Raw genomic sequence first — 24,832 nt, 5'->3', positions numbered from 1 at the left:
CCTCCTTCTCGCCGGTCGCGCTTACATCGACGCGCGATGACGCAGCGACCGCTTGATCAGGTCTTGCGCCTGGCCCACCGCATGCATGATCCGGCCATCGGTCTGGCGCTTGAGCGCCGCATGCTGCAGCTGGGTGTCGCCGGTCATCGTGGCGAACTGCTCCTGGACCTTGCCCAGGGCATAGTGGAACTGGCCGGTGATCGTCTTCTTGTTCATGGAACGCGCCTCCAAAAGGTGGGTGTCGATACAAGCGTTGCAGCGTGGGAAAAATCTTAGCAACGGGCCACTGCCGCGCTCTATAGGACGCCCCCCGATTGTCTTGTAGGACAAGGTGAAGAGGCCCGCCGGCTCTGGCTTTGCGGGGATCGGCCCGGCGCCGGCGCGGCATTGCGCCGGCAAATGACGCGCAAAGCCGCGCCAGGACGCTATTCCTACACGCGCTTAGGCTGCCGTCCGATGGTCGTGAGCGGCGCCGGTACCTAGGATGACAATCATCCGGGCGCGCAGCAGAATCCGCCCCGGCATCGTTTCAATGCGACTTATCCGACAAGAAAGGAGAACATCATGGGCAAGTATTTCCTGGCGTGGCTGTGCGGTATCCCGGCTTTCGTACTGGTGCTGGTTTATCTGTTCGTCCACTGATCCGTAACCGCCTGCCGCCATGGACGTTCCGGCGGCGGCGCCGCAAGGGAGACCATCATGACCAACGACCATCTGATTTCCACGCTCAACGACCTGATCCAGATTTCCAAGGACGGCGAGAAGGGCTTCCGCACCTGCGCGGAAGATGCCGAAGAGCGTTACGCCAACTACAAGGAAATGTTCTCGGCGCGCGCCGTCGAATGCGCGCAGACCGTGCTGGACCTGCAGGACCTGGTGCATCGCCTGGGCGGGGAGCCGGCCAACCACAGCACCTTCGGCGGCACCCTGCATCGCCAGTGGATCCACCTCAAGTCCGCCATCACGGGACGCGACGACGAAGCGATCCTCAACGAATGCGAGCGCGGCGAGGATGCCGCGGTGCATGCCTATCGCAAGGCCCTGAGCCAGGACCTGCCCAATGACGTGCGCCTGATCGTCGAGCGCCAGTACCAGGGTGTGCTGGCCAACCACGACAAGGTGCGCGGCCTGTGCAACCAGGTGCGGGCGCGCAAGGCCGCCTGACGCCGCCTTCGCAGCAAGGCGTCCAATAAAAAAGCGCAGCCGGCGGCTGCGCTTTTTCTTTGCCGATGCGGGAATCTACTTGCGGTCGCGCAGGTAGCGCACGCGATCCGCCAGCGCCGTCACCATGGTCTTCAGGAATTCGCGGGTGGGCTCATGCGTGAGCTTGCCGTTGGCGTCGAAGCGCTCGGCGCAGTTGCCGATCATCACTTCCGGCTTGTTGATGAACTGCAAGTCGAGGAACACGCCGATCTGGCGCAGGTGATACTGGGCGCGCGCGGTGCCGATGGCGCCCGGGCTGGCGCCCATGATGGCGGCAGGTTTGGCCGCGAACGGCGGCGACGGCGGGCGGGAAGCCCAGTCGATGGCGTTCTTCAACACACCCGGCACCGAATAGTTGTACTCGGGCGTGGAAAAGATGATGGCGTCGGCCTCGGCGATCTGCTTGCGCAGGCGCTCCACCGGCGCCGGCCAGCCTTGTTCGCGCAGGTCGTCGTTGTACAGCGGCAAGTCGGAAATATCGGCCTCGGCCAGCGAGACTCCCGGCGGCAACAGCTCCTGCAAGGCCCGCAGGGCGGCGGTGTTATAAGACTTGGCGCGCAGGCTGCCGGAAATGCCGAGGATCTTGACGTCGGTCTGGCTCATGCTGTTCTCCTTGTGGGGTGGGGATAAACGGTAATGCCGGAGGTTGTAGTGCGGCGAGTTCCAGATGCTAACAGCAATGGAACGCGATAGGCGATTGCCGGTTCCGGCATCGATGATGGTATTGCAATCGGATAACGTCACTGGGTCACGACATTCGCCGGGACGACAAGCAAGAGATAAGCTCGAACAGCCGGGAGTTCAAGTTACCCCTTCCTGTCGTCCCGGCGCAGGCCGGGACCCAGCGTCGTTCATCATGCCGCTGCGGCAATAAAAAAGCCGCATGCGAGCATGCGGCCTTCGGGTATTGCGATGCGCAGGAGAAGCTCAACCTTCCCCGAGATAAGCCGCCTTCACCCGCGGATCATCCAGCATCTGCCTGGCCTCGCCGTTCATGGTGATCAGCCCCGACTCCATCACATAGCCCCGGTGCGCCGCCTCCAGCGCCAGCTTGGCGTTCTGCTCCACCAGGAGGATCGTGATCCCCTGCGCCGACACATTGCGGATCACCTCGAAGATCTTCTCCACCATGATCGGCGACAGGCCCATCGACGGTTCGTCCAGCAGCAGCAGCGTCGGATGGCTCATCAGCGCGCGCGCCATGGCCAGCATCTGCTGCTCCCCGCCCGACAGGGTGCCCGCCATCTGCGCCGCGCGTTCCTTCAAGCGCGGGAAAACCTCGAACCACTTGTCGATGTCGGCTTGTATTTGCCCCTTGTCATCGCTGGTGTAGGCGCCCATCAACAGGTTTTCCTGGATGCTCATGCGCGTGAAGACCCCGCGACCTTCCGGCACCATCGCCAGCTTGTCCTTGACCAGCTCGAAGGACTTCTTGCCCTTCAGGCCCTGCCCCAGGTATTCGATATGGCCGTCCACCTTGCTGCTGGGCAGCGTGCCGGTGATGGCTTTGAGGGTCGTGGTCTTGCCCGCGCCGTTGGCGCCGATCAGCGTCACCAGTTCGCCTTCGTTCACTTCCAGGCTGATGCCCTTCACGGCCTGGATGCCGCCGTAGGCCACCGACAGGTTTTCAACTTTAAGAATATTCGTCATCGCTTTTCAATCTCGAATAATGTTCTGACTAATCTGTGGCATGCAACGTCAATGGCCGGCGCCCAGGTAGGCCTCGATCACGGCCGGGTTCTTCTGCACATCCGCCGGCACGCCCTCGGCAATCGGCTTGCCGTAGTCCAGCACCGTGATGCGGTTGCACAGGCCCATCATCAGTTTCACATCGTGTTCGATCAATAGGATCGTCTTGCCTTCGGCCTGGATCTTCACCAGCAGCTCGCGCAGGCCCAGCTTCTCGGTGGCGTTCATGCCCGCCGCCGGTTCGTCCAGCGCCAGCAGTTGCGGGTCGGTCGCCAGCGCCCGGGCGATCTCCAGGCGCCGCTGGTCGCCGTACGACAGGTGGCGCGCGGTGCGCTTGGCGAACTGGCCGATGCCCACGAAGTCCAGCAGCTGCTGCGACTTGGCGCGGATCGCCGCTTCCTCTTCGCGCGCCGCCTTGTGGCGGAACACCGCCCCGAAGACGTTCTGTTTGGTGCGCACGTGGCAGCCCACCATCACGTTCTCCAGCACCGTCATCTCGCCGAACAGGCGGATGTTCTGGAAGGTGCGCGCAATGCCGGCCTTGGCCACTTCGTGCGGCGCGCTCGGGCTATACGGCTTGCCGTCCAGCTCGAAGCTGCCGGTGTCGGGCTGGTACAGCCCGGTGATGACGTTGAAGAAGGTGGTCTTGCCGGCGCCGTTGGGGCCGATCAGGCCGTAGATCTGGCCGCGTTCGATCGTGATGCCCACGCCGTTCAAGGCCTGCAGGCCGCCGAAGCGCTTGCTCACGTCGCGGATCTTGAGCAGTGTCTGTGTCATGTGATGTGCTCCTTATGCCTTGACTTCGCCGGTGCTGCCCACCGACGCGTGATCCGCTTCCGGACGGTCTTCATGCCGCGGCGAGGGCCACAGGCCTGCCGGGCGCGTCAGCATGATCACCACCATGGCCAGGCCGTAGAGCAGCTGGCGCAGCACTTCGGCGTCGATCCAGACCTTGCCGAAGATGGCCATCTGCAGCGGCTCCACCACGTGGCGCAGCACTTCCGGCAGCGCCGCCAGGATCACCCCGCCCAGCACCACGCCGGGGATGTGGCCGATGCCGCCCAGCACCACCATGGCCAGCACCGCGATGGACTCGGTCAGCGAGAACGATTCCGGCGACACGAAGCCCTGGAAGGCGCCGAACATGGCGCCCGAGACGCCGCCGAAGGACGCGCCCATGGCGAACGCCAGCAGCTTGACGTTGCGGGTGTTGATGCCCATCGCCTTGGCGGCGATCTCATCCTCGCGGATCGCCACCCAGGCGCGGCCCAGGCGCGAGTCCTGCAGCCGCACCGAGAAGAAGATCACGCCGATGCACAACAGCAGGAACAGGAAGTAGTAGGCGTTCACCGAGGGCGTGCTCATGCCGAAGATCTTGACCATCGAGCCCGAACCCGGCTCGCCGGCCAGCGACACCCCGAACACCCGGATCGGGTCGATCAGGTTGATCCCCTGCGGGCCGTTGGTGATGTTCACCGGCGCGTTCAGGTTGTTCATGAAGATGCGGATGATCTCGCCGAAGCCCAGCGTCACGATGGCCAGGTAGTCGCCGCGCAGCTTCAGGGTCGGCGCGCCCAGCAACGCCCCGAACAGCGCCGCGAACAGGCCCGACACCGGCACGATCAGCCACAGCGACAGGTGGATGCCGTTCTGCACGATCTCCGGCCCGCACACCCACACCAGGAAGTTGCCCACCGCCGGGTAGGTGTTGACGAAGGATTCGATCACCGCCGCAAACTGCGGCGAGGCCAGCAGGCCCGCCGTGTACGCGCCGATGGCGTAGAAGGCGATGTAGCCCAGGTCCAGCAGGCCGGCAAAGCCCACCACCACGTTCAGGCCCAGCGCCAGCATGATGTACAGCAGGGCGATGTCCATGATGCGCACCCAGGAGTTGCCGAACTGCTGCGCGATGAAGGGGAACACGATCATCAGCGCCAGCAGCACCAGCAGGCTGGTCCTGGCTTGCGCCGGGTTGCGTTTCATGTCGAAGGATAGGAGAGCCATATTGGTTTCCGATTCAATAAATAAGTAAGCTACCTGTCGTCCCTGCGAAAGCAGGGACCCAGTGTCGTTTCAATGTCTTGACGGCGCTCGCCTTTCGCCACTGACGTCACTGGGTTCCTGCTTGCGCAGGAACGACGGCTTGTTCTTGATCAGGCGCGGTCTGCGACTCGCTCACCCATGATGCCGGACGGACGCAGCGTGAGCACGATGATCAGCACGATGAAGGCGAAGATGTCCTGGTAGTTGCTGCCCAGGAAGTCGCCCGTCAGGTCGCCGATGTAACCCGCGCCCAGGCTCTCGATCAGCCCCAGCAAGATGCCGCCCAGCATGGCGCCGTAGATGTTGCCGATGCCGCCCAGCACCGCCGCCGAGAACGCCTTCAAGCCCGGCACGAAGCCCATGGCGAACTGCGCCGTCGAGTAGTTGGCCGCCCACATCACCCCGGCAATGGCCGCCAGGCCCGCGCCGATGGCGAACGTCACCACGATCACCTTGTTCGAATCCACCCCCATCAAGCCCGCAATGCGCGGGTTCTCCGCCGTGGCCCGCATGGCGCGCCCCATCTTGGTCTTCTCCACCACCAGCACCAACCCCACCATGGCCAGCACCGCCAGCGCCAGCAGCATGATCTGCGTGGGCGAAATCAGCGCCCCGGCGATATGCACCGGATCCGACGGCATCACCTGCGGGAACGGCAAGGGGCTGCGGCCCCAGATCATCATGGCGATGGTCTGCAACAGGATCGACACGCCGATGGCCGTGATCAAGGGCGCCAGCCGCGGCGCGTTGCGCAGCGGACGATACGCCACCCGCTCGATGACCAGGCTGACCACGATGCACACCGGAATGGCGCCCACGATGGCGATGATCAATTGCACGATCCCCGGCAACTGCGGCGCCACGTTCTGCACCAGCTTGAGCAGCGAGAGGCCCACCATCGCCCCCACCATCAGGATGTCCCCGTGCGCAAAGTTGATCAGGTTCAGCACGCCGTACACCATCGTGTAACCCAATGCGATCAGCGCGTACATGCTGCCCAGCACCAGGCCGTTGATGATCTGCTGGATGAAAATGTCCATGGATAACTCTTCACTCTGAAATGACGAAAAACGCACCGGCCGTTATGCCGGCCGGCCGCGAAAGCATGGGGATGAGCAAAATCCGTTCCCGCCTGCCAGGATGGCCCCCGGGGGCCTTCATAAAAAGACGATGCGCATCCCTGGCCCCGTGGGCTCTGACGGCGGTTCGGATGTCGATGGAAAAGGCGGCTCAGCCGCTGTCGCCGCGAATGCGGAAGATGCGTTCCAGGCTGGAATGCCGGATGCGCCGGCATCTGCCGGCAGGCATGTGGACTTGCATGATGGGTGTCTCCCTGTCTCCTGTTACGCCGCGCTGGCGGCGCCCTGCCCTGCTGCACGCGGGCCTCGCATGCCTTTCTTTTGGGTGGCACGTCAATATTGGTGCGGAATTATACGCAGAACCTACGCACAATCCAGACAAAAGACGAGGCTGTTACATAAGAATTCGAGGTAAGACCATGAATCCCGGAGATTTTATGCGTAAACGATTACGCAAATGAAAAAGGCTTGCAGAAGCAAGCCTTTCCAACGCAGCGGTCTTTACGGGCCGATCAGGCGCTTTCAGCCGCAGCGCGCGCGCCCAGGCCCTTGGGCAGCGGGAAGGTGACGTGTTCCTCGATGCCGTCGAGCACGCGCACGCTGCGCGAGCCGATTTCCTTGAGGCGGTCGATCACCGCCTGCACCAGCACCTCGGGCGCGGAAGCGCCGGCGGTGACGCCCACGCGCGGCTTGCCGGCCACCCATTCGGGCTGGATCAGCGCGGCGTTGTCAACCATGAAGGCGGGCACGCCCTTCTTCTCGGCCAGCTCGCGCAGGCGGTTGGAGTTGGAGCTGTTGGGGCTGCCGACCACGATCACCACGTCCACCTGCGGCGCCATGAACTTCACGGCCTCCTGGCGGTTGGTGGTGGCGTAGCAAATGTCGCCCTTCTTGGGTTCGGAGATTGCCGGGAAACGCGCGCGCAGGGCGGCGATGATCTCGGCGGTGTCGTCCACCGACAGCGTGGTCTGAGAGACGTAGGCCAGCAGCTCGGGGTCGGCCACCTGCAGGCTGTGCACGTCTTCTACCGTTTCCACCAGGTGCATGCCCGCTTCGGTCTGGCCCATGGTGCCTTCCACCTCCGGGTGGCCGGCGTGGCCGATCATGATGATCTCGCGGCCTTCGCGCCGCATCTTGGCCACTTCCATGTGGACCTTGGTGACCAGCGGGCAGGTGGCGTCGAACACCGTCAGGCCGCGCTCGGCGGCTTCGGCCTGGATCGCCTTGGAGACGCCGTGGGCGGAGAAGATCACGGTATTGCCGGCCGGGACGTCGGCCAGTTCCTCGATGAACACCGCGCCCTTGGCGCGCAGGTCGCTGACCACGTAGGCGTTATGCACGATCTCATGACGCACGTAGATGGGCGCGCCGAACTGCTGCAGCGCGCGCTCGACGATTTCGATGGCGCGGTCGACGCCGGCGCAAAAGCCGCGTGGCTGGGCGAGCAGGATTTCAGATTCCGCTTTATCCATGGTGGCTTCCTTGATTCAAGACTTCTCTGGCATTGTGCTGCCGATGTTGGATCGGATTACAGAATTCCAATGATTTTCACTTCAAATTTCAGCGTTTGGCCCGCCAAAGGATGATTGAAATCGAAGATCGCTCCTTCATCGTCGATGGCGCGCAGGATGCCGGCGAAACGGCCGCCGCCGGGAGCCGCGAAATCGACCAGGTCGCCCACGCGGTAATCCTCGTCCATCGAGGAATTCTCTTCCAGCGTGGCGCGCGAGATGCGCTGGATCAGCTCGTCGCTGCGTTCGCCGAAGGCCTTTTCCGGCGCCAGCTCGAAGGTCTGGTGCGTGCCTTCCGGCAAGCCCAGCAGGCAAGCTTCCAGGAACGGTGCCAGCTGCCCCTGGCCGAACTGCAGCGTCGCCGGATTCTCGTTGAAGGTGCTGACGATGTCTTCACCCTCCTGCGAGGCCAGGCGGTAATGCAGGGTGAGGTAGGCGTTGTCGGTGACGACCGGGACGGATGGGCTGGACATGAGGGAGTGAAAGGAAATCAGAGATGCACAAGAACCCGCTATTGTAAGCCACGTTTGCCCGCGGCGTCGCCTCGGTGGGGCCGCCTGCCCGGTGTCGCAGGAAATGATTGATCCTGCTCAAGCGCATCCCCCTCCCTTTTTTTCACCTTTTTACTTCATGACGATATGGCAATCACTGATTGGCCGGAAGACCAGCGCCCGCGCGAGCGGCTCATCCGCCAGGGTGCGGCGGCGCTGTCGGACGCCGAGTTGCTGGCGGTGTTCCTGCGCGTGGGCGTGACCGGCAAAAGCGCGGTCGACCTGGCGCGCGAGATGCTGCAGCGCTTCGGCTCGCTGGATGCGCTGTTCGGCGCGAGCCTGCAAGCCTTCTCGTCGATCAACGGCCTCGGCCCGGCCAAGTATGCGCAGCTGCAAGCCGTGCTGGAACTCGCCCGGCGTGCCCTGGGCGAGGTGCTGGAGGATGGCTGCCTGCTCAACTCCACCCAGGCGGTGGCGCAATACCTGAAGCTGCTCTTCAAGAGCAAGGCGCATGAATGTTTCGTGGTGCTGTTCCTGGATGTGCGCAACCACCTGGTCGGAACGGAGGAGCTGTTTCGCGGCACGCTCACCCAGGCCAACGTCTATCCGCGGGAAGTAGTGAAGGCGGCGCTGGCGCGCAATGCGGCCGCCGTGATCCTGGCGCACAACCATCCGTCCGGCGATCCCCAGCCCAGCGCGGCCGACCTGGCGCTGACGGCGGCGCTGAAGCAGGCGCTGGGGCTGGTCGATGTGAGGGTGCTGGACCATTTCGTGGTCGCCGGAACGCGTACGCACTCCTTCGCGGAGCATGGCCAGATGTGAGCGCCGGCGCAGGAAATCGCGGGCAAACCCTGATGGAACAAGGGTTCCGGCCTGGGCGACAGGCGCCGGACCAGGCCGCGAAATTAGATTGTTAAATACAACAAAAAGACAAAGACACCATTGTTTTTCGCAAGTCATTGAAAAATCGATGTTTTTTCCATATACTCTCGTTTTTCCCAAATTTCGGAAATTTTTAAGGAGCACTAACATGGCACGTGTCTGCCAAGTCACCGGGAAGGGGCCGATGGTCGGCAACAACGTTTCCCATGCAAACAACAAGACCAAGCGTCGCTTCCTGCCCAACCTGCAGAACCGCCGCATTTTCGTCGAGTCCGAGAACCGCTGGGTTTCGCTGCGTTTGTCCAACGCCGGCCTGCGTGTGATCGACAAGATCGGCATCGATGCCGTTCTGGCCGATCTGCGTGCTCGTGGCGAAAAAGTCTAATTAGCAGAGTAAAGGAAATCTATCATGGCGAAATCCGGCCGCGACAAAATCAAACTGGAGTCGACTGCAGGTACCGGTCACTTCTACACCACCACCAAGAACAAGCGTACTACGCCCGAAAAGATCAGCATCATGAAGTTCGATCCCAAGGCGCGCAAGCACGTCGAGTACAAAGAGACCAAGATCAAGTAATTGATCCGCTCTCGATAAAGAACCCCGCTTCGGCGGGGTTTTTTATTGGCTGCGAGATGTGATGAACGACACTGGGTCCCGGCCTGTGCCGGGACGACGTGGAGGAAGAGGCTTGAGCCCTCTGCGGGTTGAGCCCATCTACTACCTGTCGTCCCGGCGCAGGCCGGGACCCAGCGTCGTTGCTGTTGACGTCGAGCCGCACGTACATGTCCGGAACACAAGCGCTCAAGGCAAACAAAAACCCCGCAGATTCGCACCTGCGGGGTTTTGTCGTTCGGCCATGAACAGCCGATACCGGATCAGGCGTAGCTGCGCAGGCGCTGGGCGAACTCACGCAGGGCGGTGATGCCGGAAGCCTCGGCGCGTGCGCACCAGTCTTGCAGCTGGTGCAGCAGCTGTTCGCGGGTCGAGTGCGAACGCTCCCAGATGGCGCCCAGTTCGACGCGCATCTCGTGCATGGTCTGCAACGCCTTGCTGTGGGCGAACAGCTCGGAGAGCTGCTGCTTCTGACCGTCTTCCAGCTTGGCCGGCTCGCGCTGCAGCAGCTTCTTGGAGGACTTCAGGAAACGCGATTCCAGCTTGGCCTTCTCGATCAGGTGGTCCAGTTCGTCCTTCCAGGCGGCCTTGACCGAACGCGCATACTTGGCGGTCACGTCGTAGCGGTTGGAGATCACCGACTGCAGGGTTTCCAGGTCGACCACGGCCTTCTTGCTGTCGAACTTGGGCACCGGCGCAACCTTCTTGACCTTGGCCAGGCCGACGGTTTCGAGGATGCGGATGTACATCCAGCCGATGTCGAACTCATACCACTTGGCCGAGAACTTGGCCGAGGTGCCGAAGGTGTGGTGGTTGTTGTGCATCTCTTCGCCGCCGATGATGATGCCGATCGGGAACAGGTTGGTGGCGGCGTCGTTGCAATCGTAGTTGCGATAGCCCCAGAAGTGGCCCAGGCCATTGACCACGCCGGCCGCCCAGAACGGGATCCAGGCCATCTGCACCGCCCACACGGCCAGGCCGATGGCGCCGAACAGCAGCACGTTGATGATCAGCATGATGCCCACGCCCTGCCAGCCGTACTTGCTGTAGATGTTGTGTTCAAGCCAGTCGTCCGGGGTGCCATGGCCGAATTTCTCCATGGTCTCGGCGTTCTTGGACTCCTGGCGGTAGAGCTCGGCGCCCTGCCACATCACCTTGTTGATGCCGCGCGTCTGCGGGCTGTGGGGATCTTCCTCGGTCTCGCACTTGGCGTGGTGCTTGCGGTGGATGGCAGCCCATTCCTTGGTCACCATGCCGGTGGTCATCCACAGCCAGAGGCGGAAGAAGTGGCTTGGGATCGCGTGCAGTTCGAGCGCGCGATGCGCCTGGCAACGATGCAGGTAGAGTGTCACGCCCACGATGGTGATGTGGGTCATCACCAGGGTGTAAATGACAATCTGCCAACCGCTCGCGTGCAGCAAGCCGTTGGCAACAAAGTCGAGGATCGCATCAAAGGTCATCACTACTCCAAATAGAAAACAGCTATCGGAAAAACTATCTTGTTCCGTGAAAATGTTTTTATTTTCTTTTAAGTACCGCGCATTGTACGCGAATTATTCTCGCTTGGGACATCGGGATTTTCCGGAGCCATGCTTTGGCGGAAACTGCGCTCATCCATGATGCGGATGTCGCGCTTGGCGTGCGCCAGTTGTATCCCATGCTGCTTGAACGCTTTCCAGATTGCCCTGTTGACATCGGAAATCACGTTGAGCCGCCCGTTTTCGGGGTCGGTGATCCAGAACCCCAGCTCCAGATCCAGGCCGTCGGCCCCGATCTTGTTGAGCAAGGCCTGCGGCGCCGTCTGCTGCGACACCCGCTGCACCCCAAGTGCGGCCTGCTCCATGATAGACAAGACGGTTTCCACATCGTCCTGGTACAGAATTGTAAGTTGTGTGGACAAACGTACAACGCGATGCGTCAAGGAATAATTCTGCACCGGGTTGGAGACGAACAGTTCGTTGGGCAGGACCGACTCGATGCCGTCCAGCCCTTCCAGGATCGTATAGCGCGTGTTGATCTGGGTGACCCGGCCGAAATATTTCTCGACCGCAACCATGTCGCCGATCACCATGCTGCGCTCGAGCAGGATCACGAAGCCCGACACATAGCTGCTGGCGATCTTCTGCAAACCCAGGCCGATACCCACGCCCAGGGCGCCGCCGAACACCGACAGCACCGTCAGGTCGATGCCCACCAGCGACAGGCTGACCAGGAAGGCGATCAGGATCAGCACCGCCTTGGTCATGCGCCCCACCACCGTGCGCAGCGAGGAGTGCATGCCGCTGAACTTCATCAGGCGGCTTTCCAGCACCGCCCCTATCCACAGCGCGATGATCAGCGTCACCAGCACCGAGGTCACGGCCTGCAGCACCGTCAGCAGCGACGCCTTGTGGCGGCCCAGCGGCAGCGTGGTGGTGTCGAGGTAGTCGACGAAATCCGGCCACAGGCCGGTGATCCAGAGCAGCACGCAGATCCACACCAGCACCGCGATCGCCTTTTCGGACAGGTGCAGCAGCGCGCCCACGGTGGCGTCCTTCACGAAGATGCCGCGCAGCACGTAGAACACGAAGCGCATCGCCACCTGGGCCACGGCCAGCGGGAACATGATCTCCCACAGCGACACCGGGTGGCCCATGCGCTTGAGGCCGTAGTAGGCACCCGTCAAAAGCAGCAGCGCCAGCAGCGGCGAGAGCACGCGGGCGAAGCTCTTGACGCCGATCTGCATGACCAGCGACTGCTGCGCCTCGTCGCCGGTGATGCGGAACATGCCGCGCAGCCAGCGCGACAGGCCGACGCCGCCCAGCACGCAGGCGATGATGGCCAGCAGCTGGCGCAGTACGGCCAGCGGCTCGTAGTCGGTAAACAGCGAGAAGAAGTGGTCGGTCATGGCGCCGCCTCCGCGTCCTCCCGGTGGCGCTGCCAGTTGGCCGCGTAGCGCGCGGCCAGCGGCGGGTTCCGGCCCAGCACCAGGAGGTTCTCGGCGTTCTTGTGCTGCGCCGACCAGGTGAAGTTGAAGCTGCCGGTGATCACGGTGGCCGAAGGCAGCGCGGCATCGATCACGATGACCTTGTTGTGGGCGCTGCGGTAGCGCGTTTCCAGCCACACCGGCACGCCGGCCTCGCGCAGCTGCCGCAGGCGCTCGGCGGCGTTCTTGTCCAGCTGGCCGCCGTCCATCAGCACGCGCACGTCGATGCCGCGCTTGCGGGCCTGCACCAGCGCATCGGTGATGGGGCGGCTGGTGAGCAGGTAGGCCTGCACCAGCACTTGCCTGCTGGCGCCGTCGAGCTGGCCGACGATCAGTCCCTCGATATCGTCCCAGGGGGCGAACGCGGCTTGCAGCGTGCCTTGCGCAGGCAGCGCCGGCGGCGCGGCCTCCTTGCCCGCAGCCGCGCCGGCCGCCAGCAGGCCGGCCAGCAGCGCCGGGATGGAGCGACGCAGGAGGCTGCGCATCAAGCCTGAGCGCGGCGTTCCAGCACGGCTGCGAAGAAGCCGTCGGTCTGATGCAGGTTGGGCAGCAACTTCAGGTAGTCGCCCATCTCCAGCACGATCTTCTGCTCGGCCAGGATCTCGCCCATCGGCTTGAGCGTGAAGTCCGGATGCGCCTGCAGGAACTCGGCGATCACCTCGTCGTTCTCCTCCTCCAGGATGCTGCAGGTGCCGTACACCAGGCGGCCGCCCGGACGCACCAGGCGCGCGGCGCTGGCCAGGATGCTGGACTGCTTGGCGCGCATCTCGGCCAGGGTCTCGACGGTCTGGCGCCACTTCATGTCGGGATTGCGACGCAGCGTGCCCAGGCCGCTGCACGGCGCGTCGACCAGCACGCGGTCGATCTTGCCGGCCAGGCGCTTGACCTTGGCGTCGTTCTCGTGGGCGATGACCACCGGATGCACGTTGGACAGCCCGCTGCGCGCCAGGCGCGGCTTGAGCTTGGCCAGGCGCTTCTCGGAGACGTCGAAGGCGTACAGGCGGCCGGTGTTGCGCATCAGCGCGCCCAGCGCCAGCGTCTTGCCGCCGGCGCCGGCGCAGAAGTCCACCACCATCTCGCCGCGCTTGGCGCCGACGATCTGGGCCAGCAGCTGGCTGCCTTCGTCCTGCACCTCGATGGCGCCTTCCTTGAAGATCGGGATATTCTGCAGCGCCGGCTTCTTCATCACGCGCAGGCCCAGCGGCGAATAGGGCGTGGGCTCGCACAGCACCGGCGCCTTGGCCAGCTCGGCGATCACGGTCTCGCGATCGGCCTTGATGGCGTTCACGCGCAGGTCCAGCGGCGCCTGGCGGTTCATGGCGTCGGCCAGCTCCAGCGTGGCGGCCTCGCCCATGCGCGCCACCAGCTTGTCGTACAGCCACGGCGGCAAGTTGCTGCGCAGTTGCGCCGGCAGCTGGGTGCGGTCGATCTGCGCCACGCGCTCCAGCCATTCGGCCTCGCCTTCCTGCAGGCCGCTGATCGATTCCGCGCCGACGGCGTCGGCCAGGCCGAGCAGCGCCAGGCGGCGCATCATCGGGCCGCTGCCGGACTCGGCGAAATTGGTCAGCACCGACTTGTTGCGCAAGAGGCCGTAGATGCCTTCGGCGATCACGCCGCGTTCGCGGCTGCCCAGCCTGGGGTTGTCGCGGAAATAGCGCGACAGCGTGACGTCGGCCGGGCCGGTGAAGCGCAGCACTTCGCGCAGCAGTTCTTCGGTATGGGGAATGATCGCGGGAGGCAATCTCATGCTTGGTCCTTCAGATTCAAAAATGGGTGTGCCCGCAAGGGCTCAGATTGCAACGACGGCGGCTTCGCCGGCTAGCGCCGGCGCCAGGCGCGCGCGTGCGCCTTCCAGCGCCAGGCGGCCTTCGACGAACCAGCGCACGGCGCGCGGGTAGATCACATGTTCCTGTTCCAGCACGCGTTCGGCCAGGGCCTCTTCGCTGTCGTCCTCGCGCACCGGCACGCAGGCCTGGGCGACGATGGGACCGTGGTCCAGGTCGGGCGTGACGAAATGCACGGTGGCGCCATGCAGCTTCACGCCCACCGCCAGCGCCTGGCGATGCGTCGCCAGGCCCGGGAAACTGGGCAAGAGCGACGGATGGATGTTCAGCATGCGCCCCCTGTAGTGATCCACGAAGGGCGTGGTCAGGATGCGCATGAAGCCGGCCAGCACCACCAGGTCGGGAGCGTGGGCGTCGATCCTGGCGCGCAGCGCGGCGTCGAACTGGTCGCGCGTGGGGTAATCCTTGCTGGGAATGACCTCGGTCGGGATGCCGTGCCGGGCGGCGAACTCGAGCCCGCTGGCATCGGCGCGGTTACTGATGACGGCGGATATTCTGGCTGGCCACTGCTCGGCCTGAGCGGCGCGGACGATGGCTTCCATATTGCTGCCGCGTCCGGAAATCAGGATGACAATGCTTCTCATGGTGTGCGCATTGTACCTGCTGGCAGCCCGGCCGCAGCCGATTTTCGCCATGCGCAAACGTAACGCAACCCCGGGTTGCCCGCAGGAACCTACTGGAAGGAATAGAAAACCCGGAACGGAATCTTCTTGTCGGCCCAGTAATCGGCCGCATCGCGGAACACGTCGAGCAGGGTCTCGCGGGCTTCCTTGTCGAATTTCTGCGTGTTGGGAAGTTGCTCCAGCACCACGACGAAACCAGGCTGCTTGCCGGACTTGTAGGTCAAATCGGTCAGGCAGTCGGCCAGGGCATCGAAATTCTTGCCGAAATGCTTGGGAAAATGAAAAGCGGTGGCAATCGTCGCCAGCACCTGCTGTTTGGTCACGGCCTCGGCGCAATAGGCATAGAGAAAGTGCTGCTCCAGACGAGCAGCCTCATCCTGCAGCTCGGTCACGCGGAAAGCGCGGATCGATTGCACTATATTTGGCGGCACCGTTTTAAACAAACTCATTCTCCCTTCAGTATCCATTGACGAGGCGGTAGTGGTGGTTGCATCCCTGGCTGGAAGCGGGGCCTGGGCGCCCTGCGTGCGTTGCATGAAATCGGCCCGTGCAGTCAATCGCGGATCCGGCGGAACGTCTTGTAATGGTCGCTCGTGTAATAGTATTCGCCGGATGCTTTCGGATCGCCCCCGCTGATGATCCTGCGGGCCCCGCGGTTGCGCGCACGGGGGGTTTTTACCGTGAATTCGTGATAATACCCGCGCTTTTGCTTGGGCAAAACCCCTTCATAGTTGCCGAAAACCGCCCCGTCCTTGTCGTACGGGAACGGCCCGCCCTGGCGGATCAGCCCCATGGTCTGCTGGGCTTCGCGCGGCAGCTGGTCGAGCGTCACGTCGGCAATGGCGCCCGGCTCGGCGCCGCGCGCATGGGCCGGGCCGGCCAGCATCAGGCCGGTCAGCAGGACCAGCCAGAATTTCATGAAAAAAGAGGAAATGAATCGGGCTCGCATCTATGGACTTGCAAAGTTGTTAATTTTCAGCAATACGACATCGTAGATTAACGTTTTGCTTTCGACGAAGCAACCATTGCGCCCGTATCCGCGTTGACCCCGGACAAGGCAGTCACCCATTGGCATGGCGCTTTTCTCGCCGGGCGAGCGGCTCAGGCTTGGAGCAGCTGGGCGGTTTCCGGTTCAAAAAAGGCCACCACCTCGTCGCGCTTGGCGTAGGTATCGGCTTCGCCCAGGGCGATCAGCTCGCGTGTGAAGCTTTGCTCGAACAGCAGGTAGGAGGCCAGCGCGGAGCCGCGCGCCTCGGTGGCGCCGATGCCGCCCAGCATGGTGCGGATCGGCCGCGGCAGGCTGTCGACATGCCGGCTGGCGATGCTGTCGATGCGCTCGGTGGGCGCAATCACCAGCGTGCGCACCGGCTTCAGGGGGGTGCGCATGCGTTGCTCGGGCGTGAGCACCGAGAGCGTCTGGTTGACGCGGTTGGTGCGCTCGATATCGGCCGCCAGGCCATCGAGGAAGATGCTGGACATGGCATGCCCCGCCACCTGCGCCAGGCTGGGATATTGCGGGGTGTTGGTGGGCGCGTCCTCGCCCCGCTCGCCCATGCGCCCGGCGCCGATCACCAGCACCTTGGTGGCGCCCAGGTGGATGGCCGGCGAAATCGGCGCGATCTGCCGCATCGAGCCGTCGCCGCAGTACTCGCAGCGGCCGTCGATGTAGACCGGGATGGCCGGGAAGATGAACGGAATGGCCGACGAGGCCAGCAGGTGATCGATGCCGATCTGGTCGCGTATCGCCAGCCGCTGCGTGCGCCGCCACGGCTCGATCTCGTCCATGCACTGGTAGAAGGTGATGTGCTGGCCGCTGGAGTAGGACGAGGCCGTGACCGCCAGCGCGTGCAGGTTGCCGTCGGCCAGCGCGGCGTCCAGCCGCGGCAGGTCCAGCAGGCGATGCAGCATCGACACCAGCGGCGTGTTGTCCAGCAGGGAGTTGGGCGGGTTGGCGCGCCACTTGCGCAGCAGCCACCCGAACGAAAACAGCGAGAGCCAGCGCGCGCCCGAGCGCAGCACGCCGAGCGAATCGGAGCGGTAGACCTGCTCGACCTCGAAATTGGCCCATACGCCCATCAGCTCGCGCACCGCCTCGCCGAAATCGTCGGCGCGGCAAGCCAGCGCGGTGCCGTTGATGGCGCCGGCGGAAGTGCCGCAGATGATGGGGAAGGGATTGCGGTGAACCGGCCAGCCGGATTCGAGCAAAATGAACGACAGGGCGTTGAGCACGCCCACCTGATAGGCCGCCCGCGCGCCCCCGCCCGTCAGGATCAATCCTGTTTTTTGTTCTGTTGACTCCATGTCAAGAGCTTATCAGCAGCGCCCGGCGAACGGCGAAAAAAGTTGAGATGCGGCGCACAACCGCGCCCGCGCAGTTGCGCGCATGCCGCGCCGCAAATCGCACCATGCCTTACTTCGGCGCCATGCGAATGGCGCCGTCCAGGCGGATGGTCTCGCCGTTGAGCATGACGTTCTCGATGATGCTCCTGGCCAGCTGCGCATACTCGGTCGCGCGCCCCAGGCGCGGCGGGAACGGCACCGCCTGGCCGAGCGAATCCAGCACTTCCTGCGGCATGGCCAGCATCATCGGCGTCTCGAAGATGCCCGGGGCGATGGTCATGACGCGGATGCCGCTGCGGGAAAGGTCGCGCGCCATCGGCAGGGTCATGGCGACGATGGCGCCCTTGGAGGCGGCGTACGCGGTCTGCCCGATCTGGCCGTCATAGGCGGCTACCGAGGCGGTGTTGATGATCACGCCGCGCTCGCCCTCCTGCGCCGGCTCGGTCGCGGCCATGGCCTCGGCGGCGTAGCGCGCCATGTTGAAGCTGCCGACCAGGTTGATGTTGAGCGTCTTCATGAACAGCGCCATGCTGTGCGGGCCGCTCTTGCCGATCAGTTTCTCGGCCGGCGCGATGCCGGCGCAGTTGACCAGGCCGCGCAGCGTGCCCAACTGCTGCGCCGCGCGCGCCACGGCCTGCGCGTCCGCCTCGGAAGCGACGTCGCAGCGCACGAAGACGGCGCCGAGCTCGCGCGCCAGCGCGGCGCCGGCCTCTTCGTTCAGGTCGGCCAGCACCGGCTTGCCGCCGGCGGCGGCGATCATGCGCGCGGTGGCCGCGCCCAATCCGGACGCCGCGCCGGTGACGATGAAAACATTTCCTTCGATGCGCATCCTGTCTCCTTGCTTGTTATTCCGGCGCGCCGCGCGAACGCGCGGCCTGCCGGTTGGCAGGCGCCTATTATTTTCCGGATCGCCGCATCTGGCAATGCGGAAAATCCGGCGCCGGGGAAGGATTATGCGCGCGCCGCCGCGCGCAGGACTATCCGCGCGGCGACAATCGTCAGGAGGAAAATCCCGGGATCAGGCCGGCAACGCCGGCAACAGCGGCACCAGCAGCAGCGCCACGATGTTGATGATCTTGATCAGCGGATTGATCGCCGGGCCGGCCGTGTCCTTGTACGGGTCGCCCACGGTGTCGCCGGTCACGGCAGCCTTGTGCGCATCCGACCCCTTGCCGCCATGATGGCCGTCCTCGATGTATTTCTTGGCGTTGTCCCAGGCGCCGCCGCCGGTGGTCATCGAGATCGCCACGAACAGCCCGGTCACGATCGTGCCCATCAGCAGCCCGCCCAGCGCGGACGCCCCCAGCAACAGGCCGACCAGGATCGGCACGATCACCGGCAGCAGCGACGGCAGGATCATCTCGCGGATCGCCGACGAAGTCAGCATGTCGACCGCGCGGTCGTATTCGGGGCGGCCGCTGCCGTCCATGATGCCGGGGATTTCCTTGAACTGGCGCCGCACCTCGACCACTACTGCGCCGGCCGCGCGCCCCACCGCCTCCATCGCCATCGCGCCGAACAGGTAGGGAATCAGGCCACCGATGAACAGGCCGATGATCACCGCCGGGCTGGACAAGTCGAAGGTCGCGCTCTTGCCGTAGCTCTCCAGCGCGTGCGTGTAGTCGGCGAACAGCACCAGCGAGGCCAGGCCGGCCGAGCCGATCGCATAGCCCTTGGTCACCGCCTTGGTGGTGTTGCCCACCGCGTCCAGCGGATCGGTGATGGCGCGCACCGAATCGGGCATGCCGGACATCTCGGCGATGCCGCCGGCGTTGTCGGTGATCGGACCGTAGGCGTCCAGCGCCACCACGATGCCGGCCATCGACAGCATCGAGGTGGCGGCGATGGCGATGCCGTACAGGCCGGCCAGCCAGTAAGACGCGGCGATCGCCGCGCACACCGCCAGCACCGGCCAGGCGGTCGATTTCATCGACACGCCCAGGCCGGCGATGATGTTGGTGCCGTGGCCGGTGGTCGACGCCTCGGCGATGTGGCGCACCGGCTTGAAGTCGGTGCCGGTGTAATACTCGGTGACATAGACCATCACGCCGGTCAGCACGATGCCCACCAGCGCCGAACCCAGCAGCGGCGCTCGCAGCTCGGGCGGCAGCATCAGCCAGCTGACGACCGCGAAGCCCGCCAGCGACAGCCCGGCCGACCACCACAAGCCGGTATACAGCGCCGACATGATCTTCTTGCCCGGCTTGGCCTTGACCATCGCGCAGCCGACGATGGAAGCCAGGATCGAGACCCCGCCCAAGGCCAGCGGATAGAGCACCGCCAGCAGCTCCAGGCCCTTGAGCATCAGGCTGCCCAGCAGCATGGTGGCCACCAGCGTCACCACGTAGGTTTCGAACAGGTCGGCCGCCATGCCGGCGCAGTCGCCCACGTTGTCGCCGACGTTGTCGGCGATCACCGCCGGATTGCGCGGATCGTCCTCGGGGATGCCGGCCTCGACCTTGCCCACCAGGTCGGCGCCGACGTCGGCGCCCTTGGTGAAGATGCCGCCGCCCAGGCGCGCGAAGATGGAGATGAGCGACGCGCCGAAGGCCAGCCCGATCAGCGGCTTGATCGCATCATGCAGGCTGGGCGCGCGACCCTGGCCATAGGCGAACAGCGCCCAGAAGAACAGCGTCACGCCCAACAGGCCCAGCCCCACCACCAGCATGCCGGTGATGGCGCCGCCGCGGAAGGCCACGCCCAGCGCCTCGTTCATGCCGCGCGTGGCGGCCTGCGCGGTGCGCACGTTGGCGCGCACCGAGACGTTCATGCCGATGAAGCCGCAGGCGCCCGACAGCACCGCGCCGAGCAGGAAGCCCAGGGCGGTGATCCAGCCCAGTCCGGGGATGAGCGCAATCACGATCAGCAGCACCACCCCGACCATGGCGATGGTGCGGTACTGGCGCGCGAGGTAGGCGGCCGCGCCTTGCTGGATCGCGCCGGCGATCTCCTGCATGCGGGCGTTGCCGGGGTCTTGCCTGAGGATCCAGCTGCGGGATACGAGGCCATAGAGCACTGCGACAATGCCGCAGGCAATGGCGAACCATAGGGCTAGTGCCATCTTTGTCTCCTTTGTTATCACGACTCATCGACAATCACGAACATCCGCCGCGCCGCCCGGTGAACCTGCCGCCGTCGCCGCCGCCGATACTGCGCCTGCAAATTGCGTCGCTCTTTTTCTTGGAGTTTGTCAGAGCGTGTTGAGCTTCACCCTCTTGCCGCCGCTGTCTTGCGTCCCTGCGCGCAAACCGCGCGGGCATGAAAAAAGCGGACCGTAGTCCGCTTTACTTTACTCCGCCAGGGCGGCAAATGCACGATCCCTGATTTCTTCCACCGGTCCGACGCCGGCGATCTTGCGATACTTCGGCGCGCCGGGCTGGCCCGACTTGGCCCAGTCGCCGTAGTAGCTCAGCAGCACTTCGGTCTGGTCGTGGTAGACCGAGAGGCGCTTCTTGACGGTGTCTTCCTTGTCGTCGTCGCGCTGGATCAGCGCTTCGCCGGTGGCGTCGTCTTTACCTTCGACCTTGGGCGGATTGAACTTGACGTGGTAGGTGCGGCCCGACCCCGGGTGCACGCGGCGGCCGCTCATGCGCTCGACGATGGCGCTGTCGGGCACGTCGATCTCCAGCACGAAATCGATGGCCACGCCGGCTTCCTTCATGGCGTCGGCCTGGCGGGTGGTGCGCGGGAAGCCGTCGAACAGGTAGCCGTTGGCGCAGTCGCCCTGCTTCAGGCGCTCCTTGACCAGGCCGATGATGATGTCGTCAGAAACCAGTCCGCCCGCGTCCATCACCTTCTTGGCGGCGATGCCCAGTTCAGTCCCCGCAGCCACGGCGGCGCGCAGCATGTCGCCGGTGGAGATCTGCGGGATGTTGAATTTTTCCTTGATAAAAGTGGCTTGCGTGCCTTTACCGGCACCAGGCGCTCCTAAAAGGATGAGGCGCATATCGTTTCCTAAATTGAGGTTTCTGAAATATGAATGCTTGAATTCTTTTGCGATGGGATGGCGGTCGGGACCGGCCACCCGTGGCGCTTGGTTGGCTTTTTTGTGGCGCCGCTTGCATCAGCTCTGGACGAAACTTACCACAAAATCTTACCGAACCATGACAAACGCCCGATTTTTAAGCAGTCTCCGGCTCCCGATTGTGTCGCGCCAGCTTGACATAAAACTTACAGGAAGCGCCGCCGATGCGCTTTGCGCCGGATCATGCCCGCAACCCTCATGCGGGCGCCACACACTGCTCAGAGCGAGGAGATGGTCTTGACCAGCGGGCTGTCCGGCGGCGCCTCGAAATGCTTGCGCACGCGCAACAGGTCTTCCGGCGTATCGACGCCGGCCTCCGGCACCAGCGAGGTGACGTGCACGGCGATCGAGTGGCCGTGCCACAGCACGCGCAACTGCTCCAGCGCTTCGATGCGCTCCACCGGCGAAGCGGTGAGGGTCGGGTACAGCTGCAGGAACTTGTTGCTGTACGCGTACAGGCCGATGTGGCGCAGCGGCGCGTAGTCGTTGGCATGCTCGGGGCCGTGCGCCTCGGGCAGGACGTCGCGCGTCTTGGCGAAGGCGTCGCGATGCCAGGGAATGGTGGCGCGCGAGAAGTACATGGCGCAGCCTTCCTTGTTCAGCACCACTTTCACCACGTTGGGATTGAAGGCGTCGGCGGCAGTCTCGATGGCGTGCGCGGCGGTGGCCATCGGCACGCCGGCCTTGATATGCGCCGCGGTGGCGGCGATCAGGCCGGGATCGATCAGCGGCTCGTCGCCCTGCACGTTGACCACCACGGCGTCGTCGGCCAGGTCCAGCGAGGCCGCCACCTCGGCGATGCGGTCGGTGCCCGACGGATGGTCGGCGCGCGTCATCGCCACCTCCACGCCGTGCTGCCGGCAGGCGGCGTGGATGTCGTGATGGTCGGTGGCGACGATGATGCGCCCGGCGCCCGAGAGCGCGGCGCGTTCGGCCACGCGCACGATCATCGGCTTGCCGCCGAGGTCGGCCAGGGGCTTGTTGGGCAGGCGCGTCGATGCCAGGCGCGCCGGGATGATGACGGTGAAGGACATGGGGTCGGCTGCAGTAGGAAGGCGGCGCTCAGGCCGCCGGGAAAAGGTTCGGCTCAGGCCGCCGGCGCGGCCGGGGCAGCGCCGATGTCGCGCGCTTCGTCCGCCCACATGATGGGAATGCCATCACGGATGGGGTAGGCCAGCTTGTCGCCTTTGCAGATCAGTTCCTGCGCTTTTTTGTCGTACTCCAACGGGCCCTTGCAGACGGGGCAGACCAGGATATCAAGCAGTCGGGCGTTCACGGAGTTTCTCCACTATGTGTTCAGCCAGCGCGCCTTCAATGCGCGCCGATACGGGCACGACCCAGATGCGCGGGTCGTTTCGGATGGCCTCGATAGCCCTGCATTTTACTGCATCCTTCTCCGTGATCAGGATGACATCGGCGGACAGGCCGGCAAAAGGATTGCCGGCGAAGTCGTGGTGGTCCGGCAAGGGACGCTCGGCGAAGGCCAGTCCGGCGCCGGAGAGCGTCGCGAAGAAGCGCCCCGGGTTGCCGATGCCGGCGACCGCCGCGATGCGCGCGCCGCCCTCGCCCATCGCCGCCAGCGGACGGCGCGCGCAGGGCGGCGCCAGCTGGACGGCGTCGCCGGCCTCGAGCCGCATGGCGTAGGCCTCGGCCGGCGCGGCGCTGGCCGCCGGCAGGTTGACCACGCTGAAATCGCGCCGGCGCGACGCCGGTTCGCGCAGGGGGCCGGCCGGCAGCAACCAGCCATTGCCGGCGCCGCGCGCGTCCGACAGCACGATCTCGATGTCGCGCGCCAGCGCGTAGTGCTGCAGGCCGTCGTCGGAAATCACCACGTCCACCTCGGGATGCGCGGCCAGCAGCGCAAGCCCGGCCTGCGCGCGGCGACGCCCCACCACCAGCGGCACGCCGGTGCGCTGCACGATCAGCAGCGGCTCGTCGCCCACGCGCGCGGCGGCCGAGCCGGCATTCACCTCCGCCACATCCTGCTCGCCGCCATAGCCGCGCGAAATAACGCCCGGCGTATATCCGGCCGCGCGCAACGCCTCGATCAGCCAGATCGAGAACGGAGTCTTGCCGGTGCCGCCGACGAACACGTTGCCGACCACGATCACCGGCGCCGGCAGGCGAGCCGCCTGCCTGATGCCCAGCGCGAACAGCGCGCGCCGCAGCGCCGCCAGCGCGCCGAACAGCAGCGACAGCGGCCACAGCAGGCAGGCCAGCGGGCCGCGGCTTTGCCAGGCGCGGGTCAGGACGGCTTCTGCGTTGTAGTTGGAATCGGCCAAATCTCGGTTCCCCGGGGTCTTCATGCGAACGGCCCGCCGGCATGCGCGGCGGGCCGTCCTGTGGCTACGGTATCGCTTACTTGCCGCCGCTGGACTGCGCCGCGAAGGTCACCTTGGGATAACCCGCGATGCGCGCCGCTTCCAGCACGTTGACCACGGTCTGGTGGGTGGCCAGCGCGTCGGCGTTGATGATGATCACCGGATCGCCCTTGGCGCCGGCGTTCTTCACCGCCGTCTGCATCTCGTCGGACAGGCCTTGCGCGTCGCGCGCGGCGATGCGGGCGTTGTTGATGGCGTAGCGGCCGTTGGCGTCGACCGCGATATTGATCTCGAAAGGCTGCTCCAGCGCCTTCTGCGCGTCGGCCGTGGGCAGCGTGATCTGCAGCGCGGTGAACTTGCTGTAGGTGGTGGTCACCATCAGGAAGATCACGATCACCAGCAGCACGTCGATGAAGGGGATCAGGTTGATCTCCAGGTCCTCGCGCGGGCGTCCCTTGCGGAAATTCATCACTGGCTCCTGCGATCAGCGGCGCACGTCGTGCACGATGTCGACGAACTTGACCGCCTGCTGCTCCATGTCGACCACGAAGCTGTCGACCAGGGCGCGGAAGTGGCGGTAGAACACCAGCGCCGGCATGGCGATGGCCAGGCCGAAGCCGGTGTTGTAGAGCGCCACCGAGATGCCGTGCGCCAACTGCGCCGGATTGGTGCCGGCGGCGTTCTGCGAGGCGAAGATCTCGATCATGCCGACCACGGTGCCGAACAGGCCCATCAGCGGCGCCAGCGAGGCGATCGTGCCCAGCGTGGTGAGGAAGCGCTCGAGGCGGTGGGCGGCGGCCTGGCCGGCCTCCTCGATGGCTTCCTTCATCACTTCGCGCGGGGCGTCGACGTTGCGCAGGCCGGCGGCCAGCACATGGCCCAGCGGCGAATTCTGTTCCAGCTTGTCGATCACGTCGTCGTTGACGCGGCCGCTCTGGTAGACCCGCACCACGTCGGCCAGCAGTTCCGGCGGCAGCACGCGGCTGCGACGCAGGTAGACCAGCCGTTCGATGATCAGCGCCAGGCCGATGATGGAAGCGATCAGCAAGGGCCAGATCGGCCAGCCGGCGGCGAGGATGATGGCGAGCAAAACGAACTCCTATATATAAAGGTGCGTGACGGGCCTGGGTGGCGATGGCCCGCCGGAATCTGGGTGCAGAATGTAGCCTGTTGCGCGCCGCGCGGCAAGCGCAACCGGCTTGGC

Annotated in this window: 28 protein-coding genes; 4 read left to right on the top strand and 24 right to left on the bottom strand. The window is 64.8% G+C overall.

Features of this window, described 5'->3' with window-relative positions; all coding sequences use genetic code 11:
* Window positions 1–21 precede the first annotated feature (21 nt).
* A complete protein-coding gene (locus tag Herbaro_RS04935) occupies window positions 22–216 on the bottom strand; it encodes a CsbD family protein (RefSeq protein ID WP_275012721.1) in 195 nt (64 codons plus the stop codon).
* Between the two features lie 483 nt (window positions 217–699).
* Between Herbaro_RS04935 and Herbaro_RS04930 the strand changes: the two genes are divergently transcribed.
* Window positions 700–1,164 (top strand): PA2169 family four-helix-bundle protein, encoded by a 465-nt coding sequence (locus Herbaro_RS04930; protein ID WP_275012720.1) that lies wholly within the window; start codon window positions 700–702, stop codon window positions 1,162–1,164.
* A gap of 75 nt (window positions 1,165–1,239) precedes the next feature.
* On the opposite strand, the gene Herbaro_RS04925 is transcribed toward Herbaro_RS04930, so the two are convergent.
* The 7 genes from Herbaro_RS04925 to Herbaro_RS04895 all read right to left on the bottom strand — a co-directional run bounded on the left by Herbaro_RS04925 (window position 1,240) and on the right by Herbaro_RS04895 (window position 7,998).
* Complete coding sequence (locus tag Herbaro_RS04925; RefSeq protein WP_275012719.1) at window positions 1,240–1,806, bottom strand: NADPH-dependent FMN reductase; 567 nt, start codon at window positions 1,804–1,806, stop codon at window positions 1,240–1,242.
* Between the two features lie 324 nt (window positions 1,807–2,130).
* Window positions 2,131–2,853 (bottom strand): ABC transporter ATP-binding protein, encoded by a 723-nt coding sequence (locus Herbaro_RS04920; protein WP_275011988.1) that lies wholly within the window; start codon window positions 2,851–2,853, stop codon window positions 2,131–2,133.
* 48 nt (window positions 2,854–2,901) lie between these two features.
* Complete coding sequence (locus Herbaro_RS04915; RefSeq protein WP_275011987.1) at window positions 2,902–3,669, bottom strand: ABC transporter ATP-binding protein; 768 nt, start codon at window positions 3,667–3,669, stop codon at window positions 2,902–2,904.
* A 12-nt stretch (window positions 3,670–3,681) separates the two neighbouring features.
* On the bottom strand, window positions 3,682–4,896 hold the full coding sequence (locus Herbaro_RS04910) for an ABC transporter permease subunit (RefSeq protein ID WP_275011986.1): 1,215 nt from the start codon (window positions 4,894–4,896) through the stop codon (window positions 3,682–3,684).
* 149 nt (window positions 4,897–5,045) lie between these two features.
* On the bottom strand, window positions 5,046–5,975 hold the full coding sequence (locus Herbaro_RS04905) for a branched-chain amino acid ABC transporter permease (protein ID WP_275011985.1): 930 nt from the start codon (window positions 5,973–5,975) through the stop codon (window positions 5,046–5,048).
* 551 nt (window positions 5,976–6,526) lie between these two features.
* On the bottom strand, window positions 6,527–7,486 hold the full coding sequence (gene ispH / locus Herbaro_RS04900; protein ID WP_275012718.1) for a 4-hydroxy-3-methylbut-2-enyl diphosphate reductase: 960 nt from the start codon (window positions 7,484–7,486) through the stop codon (window positions 6,527–6,529).
* 56 nt (window positions 7,487–7,542) lie between these two features.
* On the bottom strand, window positions 7,543–7,998 hold the full coding sequence (locus Herbaro_RS04895) for an FKBP-type peptidyl-prolyl cis-trans isomerase (RefSeq protein WP_275012717.1): 456 nt from the start codon (window positions 7,996–7,998) through the stop codon (window positions 7,543–7,545).
* Between the two features lie 165 nt (window positions 7,999–8,163).
* On the opposite strand from Herbaro_RS04895, the gene radC reads away from it, so the two are divergent.
* The 3 genes from radC to rpmG all read left to right on the top strand — a co-directional run bounded on the left by radC (window position 8,164) and on the right by rpmG (window position 9,475).
* Window positions 8,164–8,838: a RadC family protein gene (gene radC, locus Herbaro_RS04890; RefSeq protein ID WP_275012716.1), complete on the top strand. Its 675-nt coding sequence runs from the start codon at window positions 8,164–8,166 to the stop codon at window positions 8,836–8,838.
* A gap of 208 nt (window positions 8,839–9,046) precedes the next feature.
* Window positions 9,047–9,283 (top strand): 50S ribosomal protein L28, encoded by a 237-nt coding sequence (rpmB, locus tag Herbaro_RS04885; protein WP_006463730.1) that lies wholly within the window; start codon window positions 9,047–9,049, stop codon window positions 9,281–9,283.
* Window positions 9,284–9,307: 24 nt separating this feature from the next.
* Entirely contained in the window at window positions 9,308–9,475 is a 168-nt protein-coding gene (rpmG, locus tag Herbaro_RS04880) for a 50S ribosomal protein L33 (protein WP_006463731.1), read from the top strand.
* Between the two features lie 299 nt (window positions 9,476–9,774).
* On the opposite strand, the gene Herbaro_RS04875 is transcribed toward rpmG, so the two are convergent.
* The 16 genes from Herbaro_RS04875 to Herbaro_RS04800 all read right to left on the bottom strand — a co-directional run bounded on the left by Herbaro_RS04875 (window position 9,775) and on the right by Herbaro_RS04800 (window position 24,718).
* Window positions 9,775–10,971 (bottom strand): DesA family fatty acid desaturase, encoded by a 1,197-nt coding sequence (locus Herbaro_RS04875; protein ID WP_275012715.1) that lies wholly within the window; start codon window positions 10,969–10,971, stop codon window positions 9,775–9,777.
* Between the two features lie 68 nt (window positions 10,972–11,039).
* Window positions 11,040–12,398, bottom strand: a complete 1,359-nt coding sequence (locus Herbaro_RS04870) for a mechanosensitive ion channel family protein (protein WP_275012714.1) — start codon at window positions 12,396–12,398, stop codon at window positions 11,040–11,042.
* Window positions 12,395–12,961 carry a phospholipase D family nuclease gene (locus Herbaro_RS04865; protein ID WP_275012713.1) on the bottom strand — a complete coding sequence of 189 codons (567 nt, stop codon included), beginning with the start codon at window positions 12,959–12,961 and terminating at the stop codon, window positions 12,395–12,397. Before Herbaro_RS04865 ends, Herbaro_RS04870 begins: the two co-directional genes overlap by 4 nt.
* Entirely contained in the window at window positions 12,961–14,223 is a 1,263-nt protein-coding gene (locus Herbaro_RS04860; protein ID WP_275012712.1) for an RsmB/NOP family class I SAM-dependent RNA methyltransferase, read from the bottom strand. The genes Herbaro_RS04865 and Herbaro_RS04860 overlap by 1 nt, the downstream gene beginning before the upstream one ends.
* Window positions 14,224–14,265: 42 nt before the next feature.
* Window positions 14,266–14,904: a phosphoribosylglycinamide formyltransferase gene (purN, locus tag Herbaro_RS04855; protein WP_275012711.1), complete on the bottom strand. Its 639-nt coding sequence runs from the start codon at window positions 14,902–14,904 to the stop codon at window positions 14,266–14,268.
* Window positions 14,905–14,993: 89 nt separating this feature from the next.
* Entirely contained in the window at window positions 14,994–15,479 is a 486-nt protein-coding gene (locus Herbaro_RS04850; protein ID WP_275012710.1) for a barstar family protein, read from the bottom strand.
* A 17-nt stretch (window positions 15,480–15,496) separates the two neighbouring features.
* Window positions 15,497–15,892 (bottom strand): guanyl-specific ribonuclease, encoded by a 396-nt coding sequence (locus Herbaro_RS04845; protein ID WP_275012709.1) that lies wholly within the window; start codon window positions 15,890–15,892, stop codon window positions 15,497–15,499.
* A gap of 152 nt (window positions 15,893–16,044) precedes the next feature.
* Window positions 16,045–17,244 (bottom strand): patatin-like phospholipase family protein, encoded by a 1,200-nt coding sequence (locus tag Herbaro_RS04840; protein WP_275012708.1) that lies wholly within the window; start codon window positions 17,242–17,244, stop codon window positions 16,045–16,047.
* Between the two features lie 109 nt (window positions 17,245–17,353).
* Complete coding sequence (locus Herbaro_RS04835) at window positions 17,354–18,112, bottom strand: SDR family NAD(P)-dependent oxidoreductase (RefSeq protein ID WP_275012707.1); 759 nt, start codon at window positions 18,110–18,112, stop codon at window positions 17,354–17,356.
* A 189-nt stretch (window positions 18,113–18,301) separates the two neighbouring features.
* Window positions 18,302–20,344, bottom strand: a complete 2,043-nt coding sequence (locus Herbaro_RS04830; RefSeq protein ID WP_275012706.1) for a sodium-translocating pyrophosphatase — start codon at window positions 20,342–20,344, stop codon at window positions 18,302–18,304.
* A 228-nt stretch (window positions 20,345–20,572) separates the two neighbouring features.
* Window positions 20,573–21,229: an adenylate kinase gene (adk, locus tag Herbaro_RS04825; RefSeq protein WP_275012705.1), complete on the bottom strand. Its 657-nt coding sequence runs from the start codon at window positions 21,227–21,229 to the stop codon at window positions 20,573–20,575.
* A 296-nt stretch (window positions 21,230–21,525) separates the two neighbouring features.
* On the bottom strand, window positions 21,526–22,341 hold the full coding sequence (kdsB, locus tag Herbaro_RS04820; RefSeq protein ID WP_275012704.1) for a 3-deoxy-manno-octulosonate cytidylyltransferase: 816 nt from the start codon (window positions 22,339–22,341) through the stop codon (window positions 21,526–21,528).
* A 53-nt stretch (window positions 22,342–22,394) separates the two neighbouring features.
* A complete protein-coding gene (locus Herbaro_RS04815) occupies window positions 22,395–22,583 on the bottom strand; it encodes a Trm112 family protein (RefSeq protein ID WP_275012703.1) in 189 nt (62 codons plus the stop codon).
* The gene (gene lpxK / locus Herbaro_RS04810) at window positions 22,564–23,613 is read right to left on the bottom strand and encodes a tetraacyldisaccharide 4'-kinase (protein WP_446719307.1); all 1,050 of its coding nucleotides are present in this window, start codon (window positions 23,611–23,613) and stop codon (window positions 22,564–22,566) included. Before lpxK ends, Herbaro_RS04815 begins: the two co-directional genes overlap by 20 nt.
* 52 nt (window positions 23,614–23,665) lie before the next feature.
* Window positions 23,666–24,097, bottom strand: a complete 432-nt coding sequence (locus tag Herbaro_RS04805) for an ExbD/TolR family protein (RefSeq protein WP_275012701.1) — start codon at window positions 24,095–24,097, stop codon at window positions 23,666–23,668.
* Window positions 24,098–24,112: 15 nt separating this feature from the next.
* On the bottom strand, window positions 24,113–24,718 hold the full coding sequence (locus Herbaro_RS04800) for a MotA/TolQ/ExbB proton channel family protein (protein ID WP_275012700.1): 606 nt from the start codon (window positions 24,716–24,718) through the stop codon (window positions 24,113–24,115).
* Window positions 24,719–24,832 lie beyond the last annotated feature (114 nt).

The organism is Herbaspirillum sp. WKF16 (genome assembly GCF_028993615.1).
GTDB lineage: Bacteria > Pseudomonadota > Gammaproteobacteria > Burkholderiales > Burkholderiaceae_D > Herbaspirillum.
This window is presented reverse-complemented; position numbering and strand designations above follow the sequence as displayed.

What these genes read in the sequence shown, in the direction of transcription:
- Herbaro_RS04935 (WP_275012721.1), bottom strand. Translation starts at nt 216, where the DNA reads ATGAACAAGAAGACGATCACCGGCCAGTTCCACTATGCCCTGGGCAAG.
- Herbaro_RS04930 (WP_275012720.1), top strand. Translation starts at nt 700, where the DNA reads ATGACCAACGACCATCTGATTTCCACGCTCAACGACCTGATCCAGATT.
- Herbaro_RS04925 (WP_275012719.1), bottom strand. Translation starts at nt 1,806, where the DNA reads ATGAGCCAGACCGACGTCAAGATCCTCGGCATTTCCGGCAGCCTGCGC.
- Herbaro_RS04920 (WP_275011988.1), bottom strand. Translation starts at nt 2,853, where the DNA reads ATGACGAATATTCTTAAAGTTGAAAACCTGTCGGTGGCCTACGGCGGC.
- Herbaro_RS04915 (WP_275011987.1), bottom strand. Translation starts at nt 3,669, where the DNA reads ATGACACAGACACTGCTCAAGATCCGCGACGTGAGCAAGCGCTTCGGC.
- Herbaro_RS04910 (WP_275011986.1), bottom strand. Translation starts at nt 4,896, where the DNA reads ATGGCTCTCCTATCCTTCGACATGAAACGCAACCCGGCGCAAGCCAGG.
- Herbaro_RS04905 (WP_275011985.1), bottom strand. Translation starts at nt 5,975, where the DNA reads ATGGACATTTTCATCCAGCAGATCATCAACGGCCTGGTGCTGGGCAGC.
- ispH (WP_275012718.1), bottom strand. Translation starts at nt 7,486, where the DNA reads ATGGATAAAGCGGAATCTGAAATCCTGCTCGCCCAGCCACGCGGCTTT.
- Herbaro_RS04895 (WP_275012717.1), bottom strand. Translation starts at nt 7,998, where the DNA reads ATGTCCAGCCCATCCGTCCCGGTCGTCACCGACAACGCCTACCTCACC.
- radC (WP_275012716.1), top strand. Translation starts at nt 8,164, where the DNA reads ATGGCAATCACTGATTGGCCGGAAGACCAGCGCCCGCGCGAGCGGCTC.
- rpmB (WP_006463730.1), top strand. Translation starts at nt 9,047, where the DNA reads ATGGCACGTGTCTGCCAAGTCACCGGGAAGGGGCCGATGGTCGGCAAC.
- rpmG (WP_006463731.1), top strand. Translation starts at nt 9,308, where the DNA reads ATGGCGAAATCCGGCCGCGACAAAATCAAACTGGAGTCGACTGCAGGT.
- Herbaro_RS04875 (WP_275012715.1), bottom strand. Translation starts at nt 10,971, where the DNA reads ATGACCTTTGATGCGATCCTCGACTTTGTTGCCAACGGCTTGCTGCAC.
- Herbaro_RS04870 (WP_275012714.1), bottom strand. Translation starts at nt 12,398, where the DNA reads ATGACCGACCACTTCTTCTCGCTGTTTACCGACTACGAGCCGCTGGCC.
- Herbaro_RS04865 (WP_275012713.1), bottom strand. Translation starts at nt 12,961, where the DNA reads ATGCGCAGCCTCCTGCGTCGCTCCATCCCGGCGCTGCTGGCCGGCCTG.
- Herbaro_RS04860 (WP_275012712.1), bottom strand. Translation starts at nt 14,223, where the DNA reads ATGAGATTGCCTCCCGCGATCATTCCCCATACCGAAGAACTGCTGCGC.
- purN (WP_275012711.1), bottom strand. Translation starts at nt 14,904, where the DNA reads ATGAGAAGCATTGTCATCCTGATTTCCGGACGCGGCAGCAATATGGAA.
- Herbaro_RS04850 (WP_275012710.1), bottom strand. Translation starts at nt 15,479, where the DNA reads ATGCAACGCACGCAGGGCGCCCAGGCCCCGCTTCCAGCCAGGGATGCA.
- Herbaro_RS04845 (WP_275012709.1), bottom strand. Translation starts at nt 15,892, where the DNA reads ATGCGAGCCCGATTCATTTCCTCTTTTTTCATGAAATTCTGGCTGGTC.
- Herbaro_RS04840 (WP_275012708.1), bottom strand. Translation starts at nt 17,244, where the DNA reads ATGGAGTCAACAGAACAAAAAACAGGATTGATCCTGACGGGCGGGGGC.
- Herbaro_RS04835 (WP_275012707.1), bottom strand. Translation starts at nt 18,112, where the DNA reads ATGCGCATCGAAGGAAATGTTTTCATCGTCACCGGCGCGGCGTCCGGA.
- Herbaro_RS04830 (WP_275012706.1), bottom strand. Translation starts at nt 20,344, where the DNA reads ATGGCACTAGCCCTATGGTTCGCCATTGCCTGCGGCATTGTCGCAGTG.
- adk (WP_275012705.1), bottom strand. Translation starts at nt 21,229, where the DNA reads ATGCGCCTCATCCTTTTAGGAGCGCCTGGTGCCGGTAAAGGCACGCAA.
- kdsB (WP_275012704.1), bottom strand. Translation starts at nt 22,341, where the DNA reads ATGTCCTTCACCGTCATCATCCCGGCGCGCCTGGCATCGACGCGCCTG.
- lpxK (WP_446719307.1), bottom strand. Translation starts at nt 23,613, where the DNA reads ATGAAGACCCCGGGGAACCGAGATTTGGCCGATTCCAACTACAACGCA.
- Herbaro_RS04805 (WP_275012701.1), bottom strand. Translation starts at nt 24,097, where the DNA reads ATGAATTTCCGCAAGGGACGCCCGCGCGAGGACCTGGAGATCAACCTG.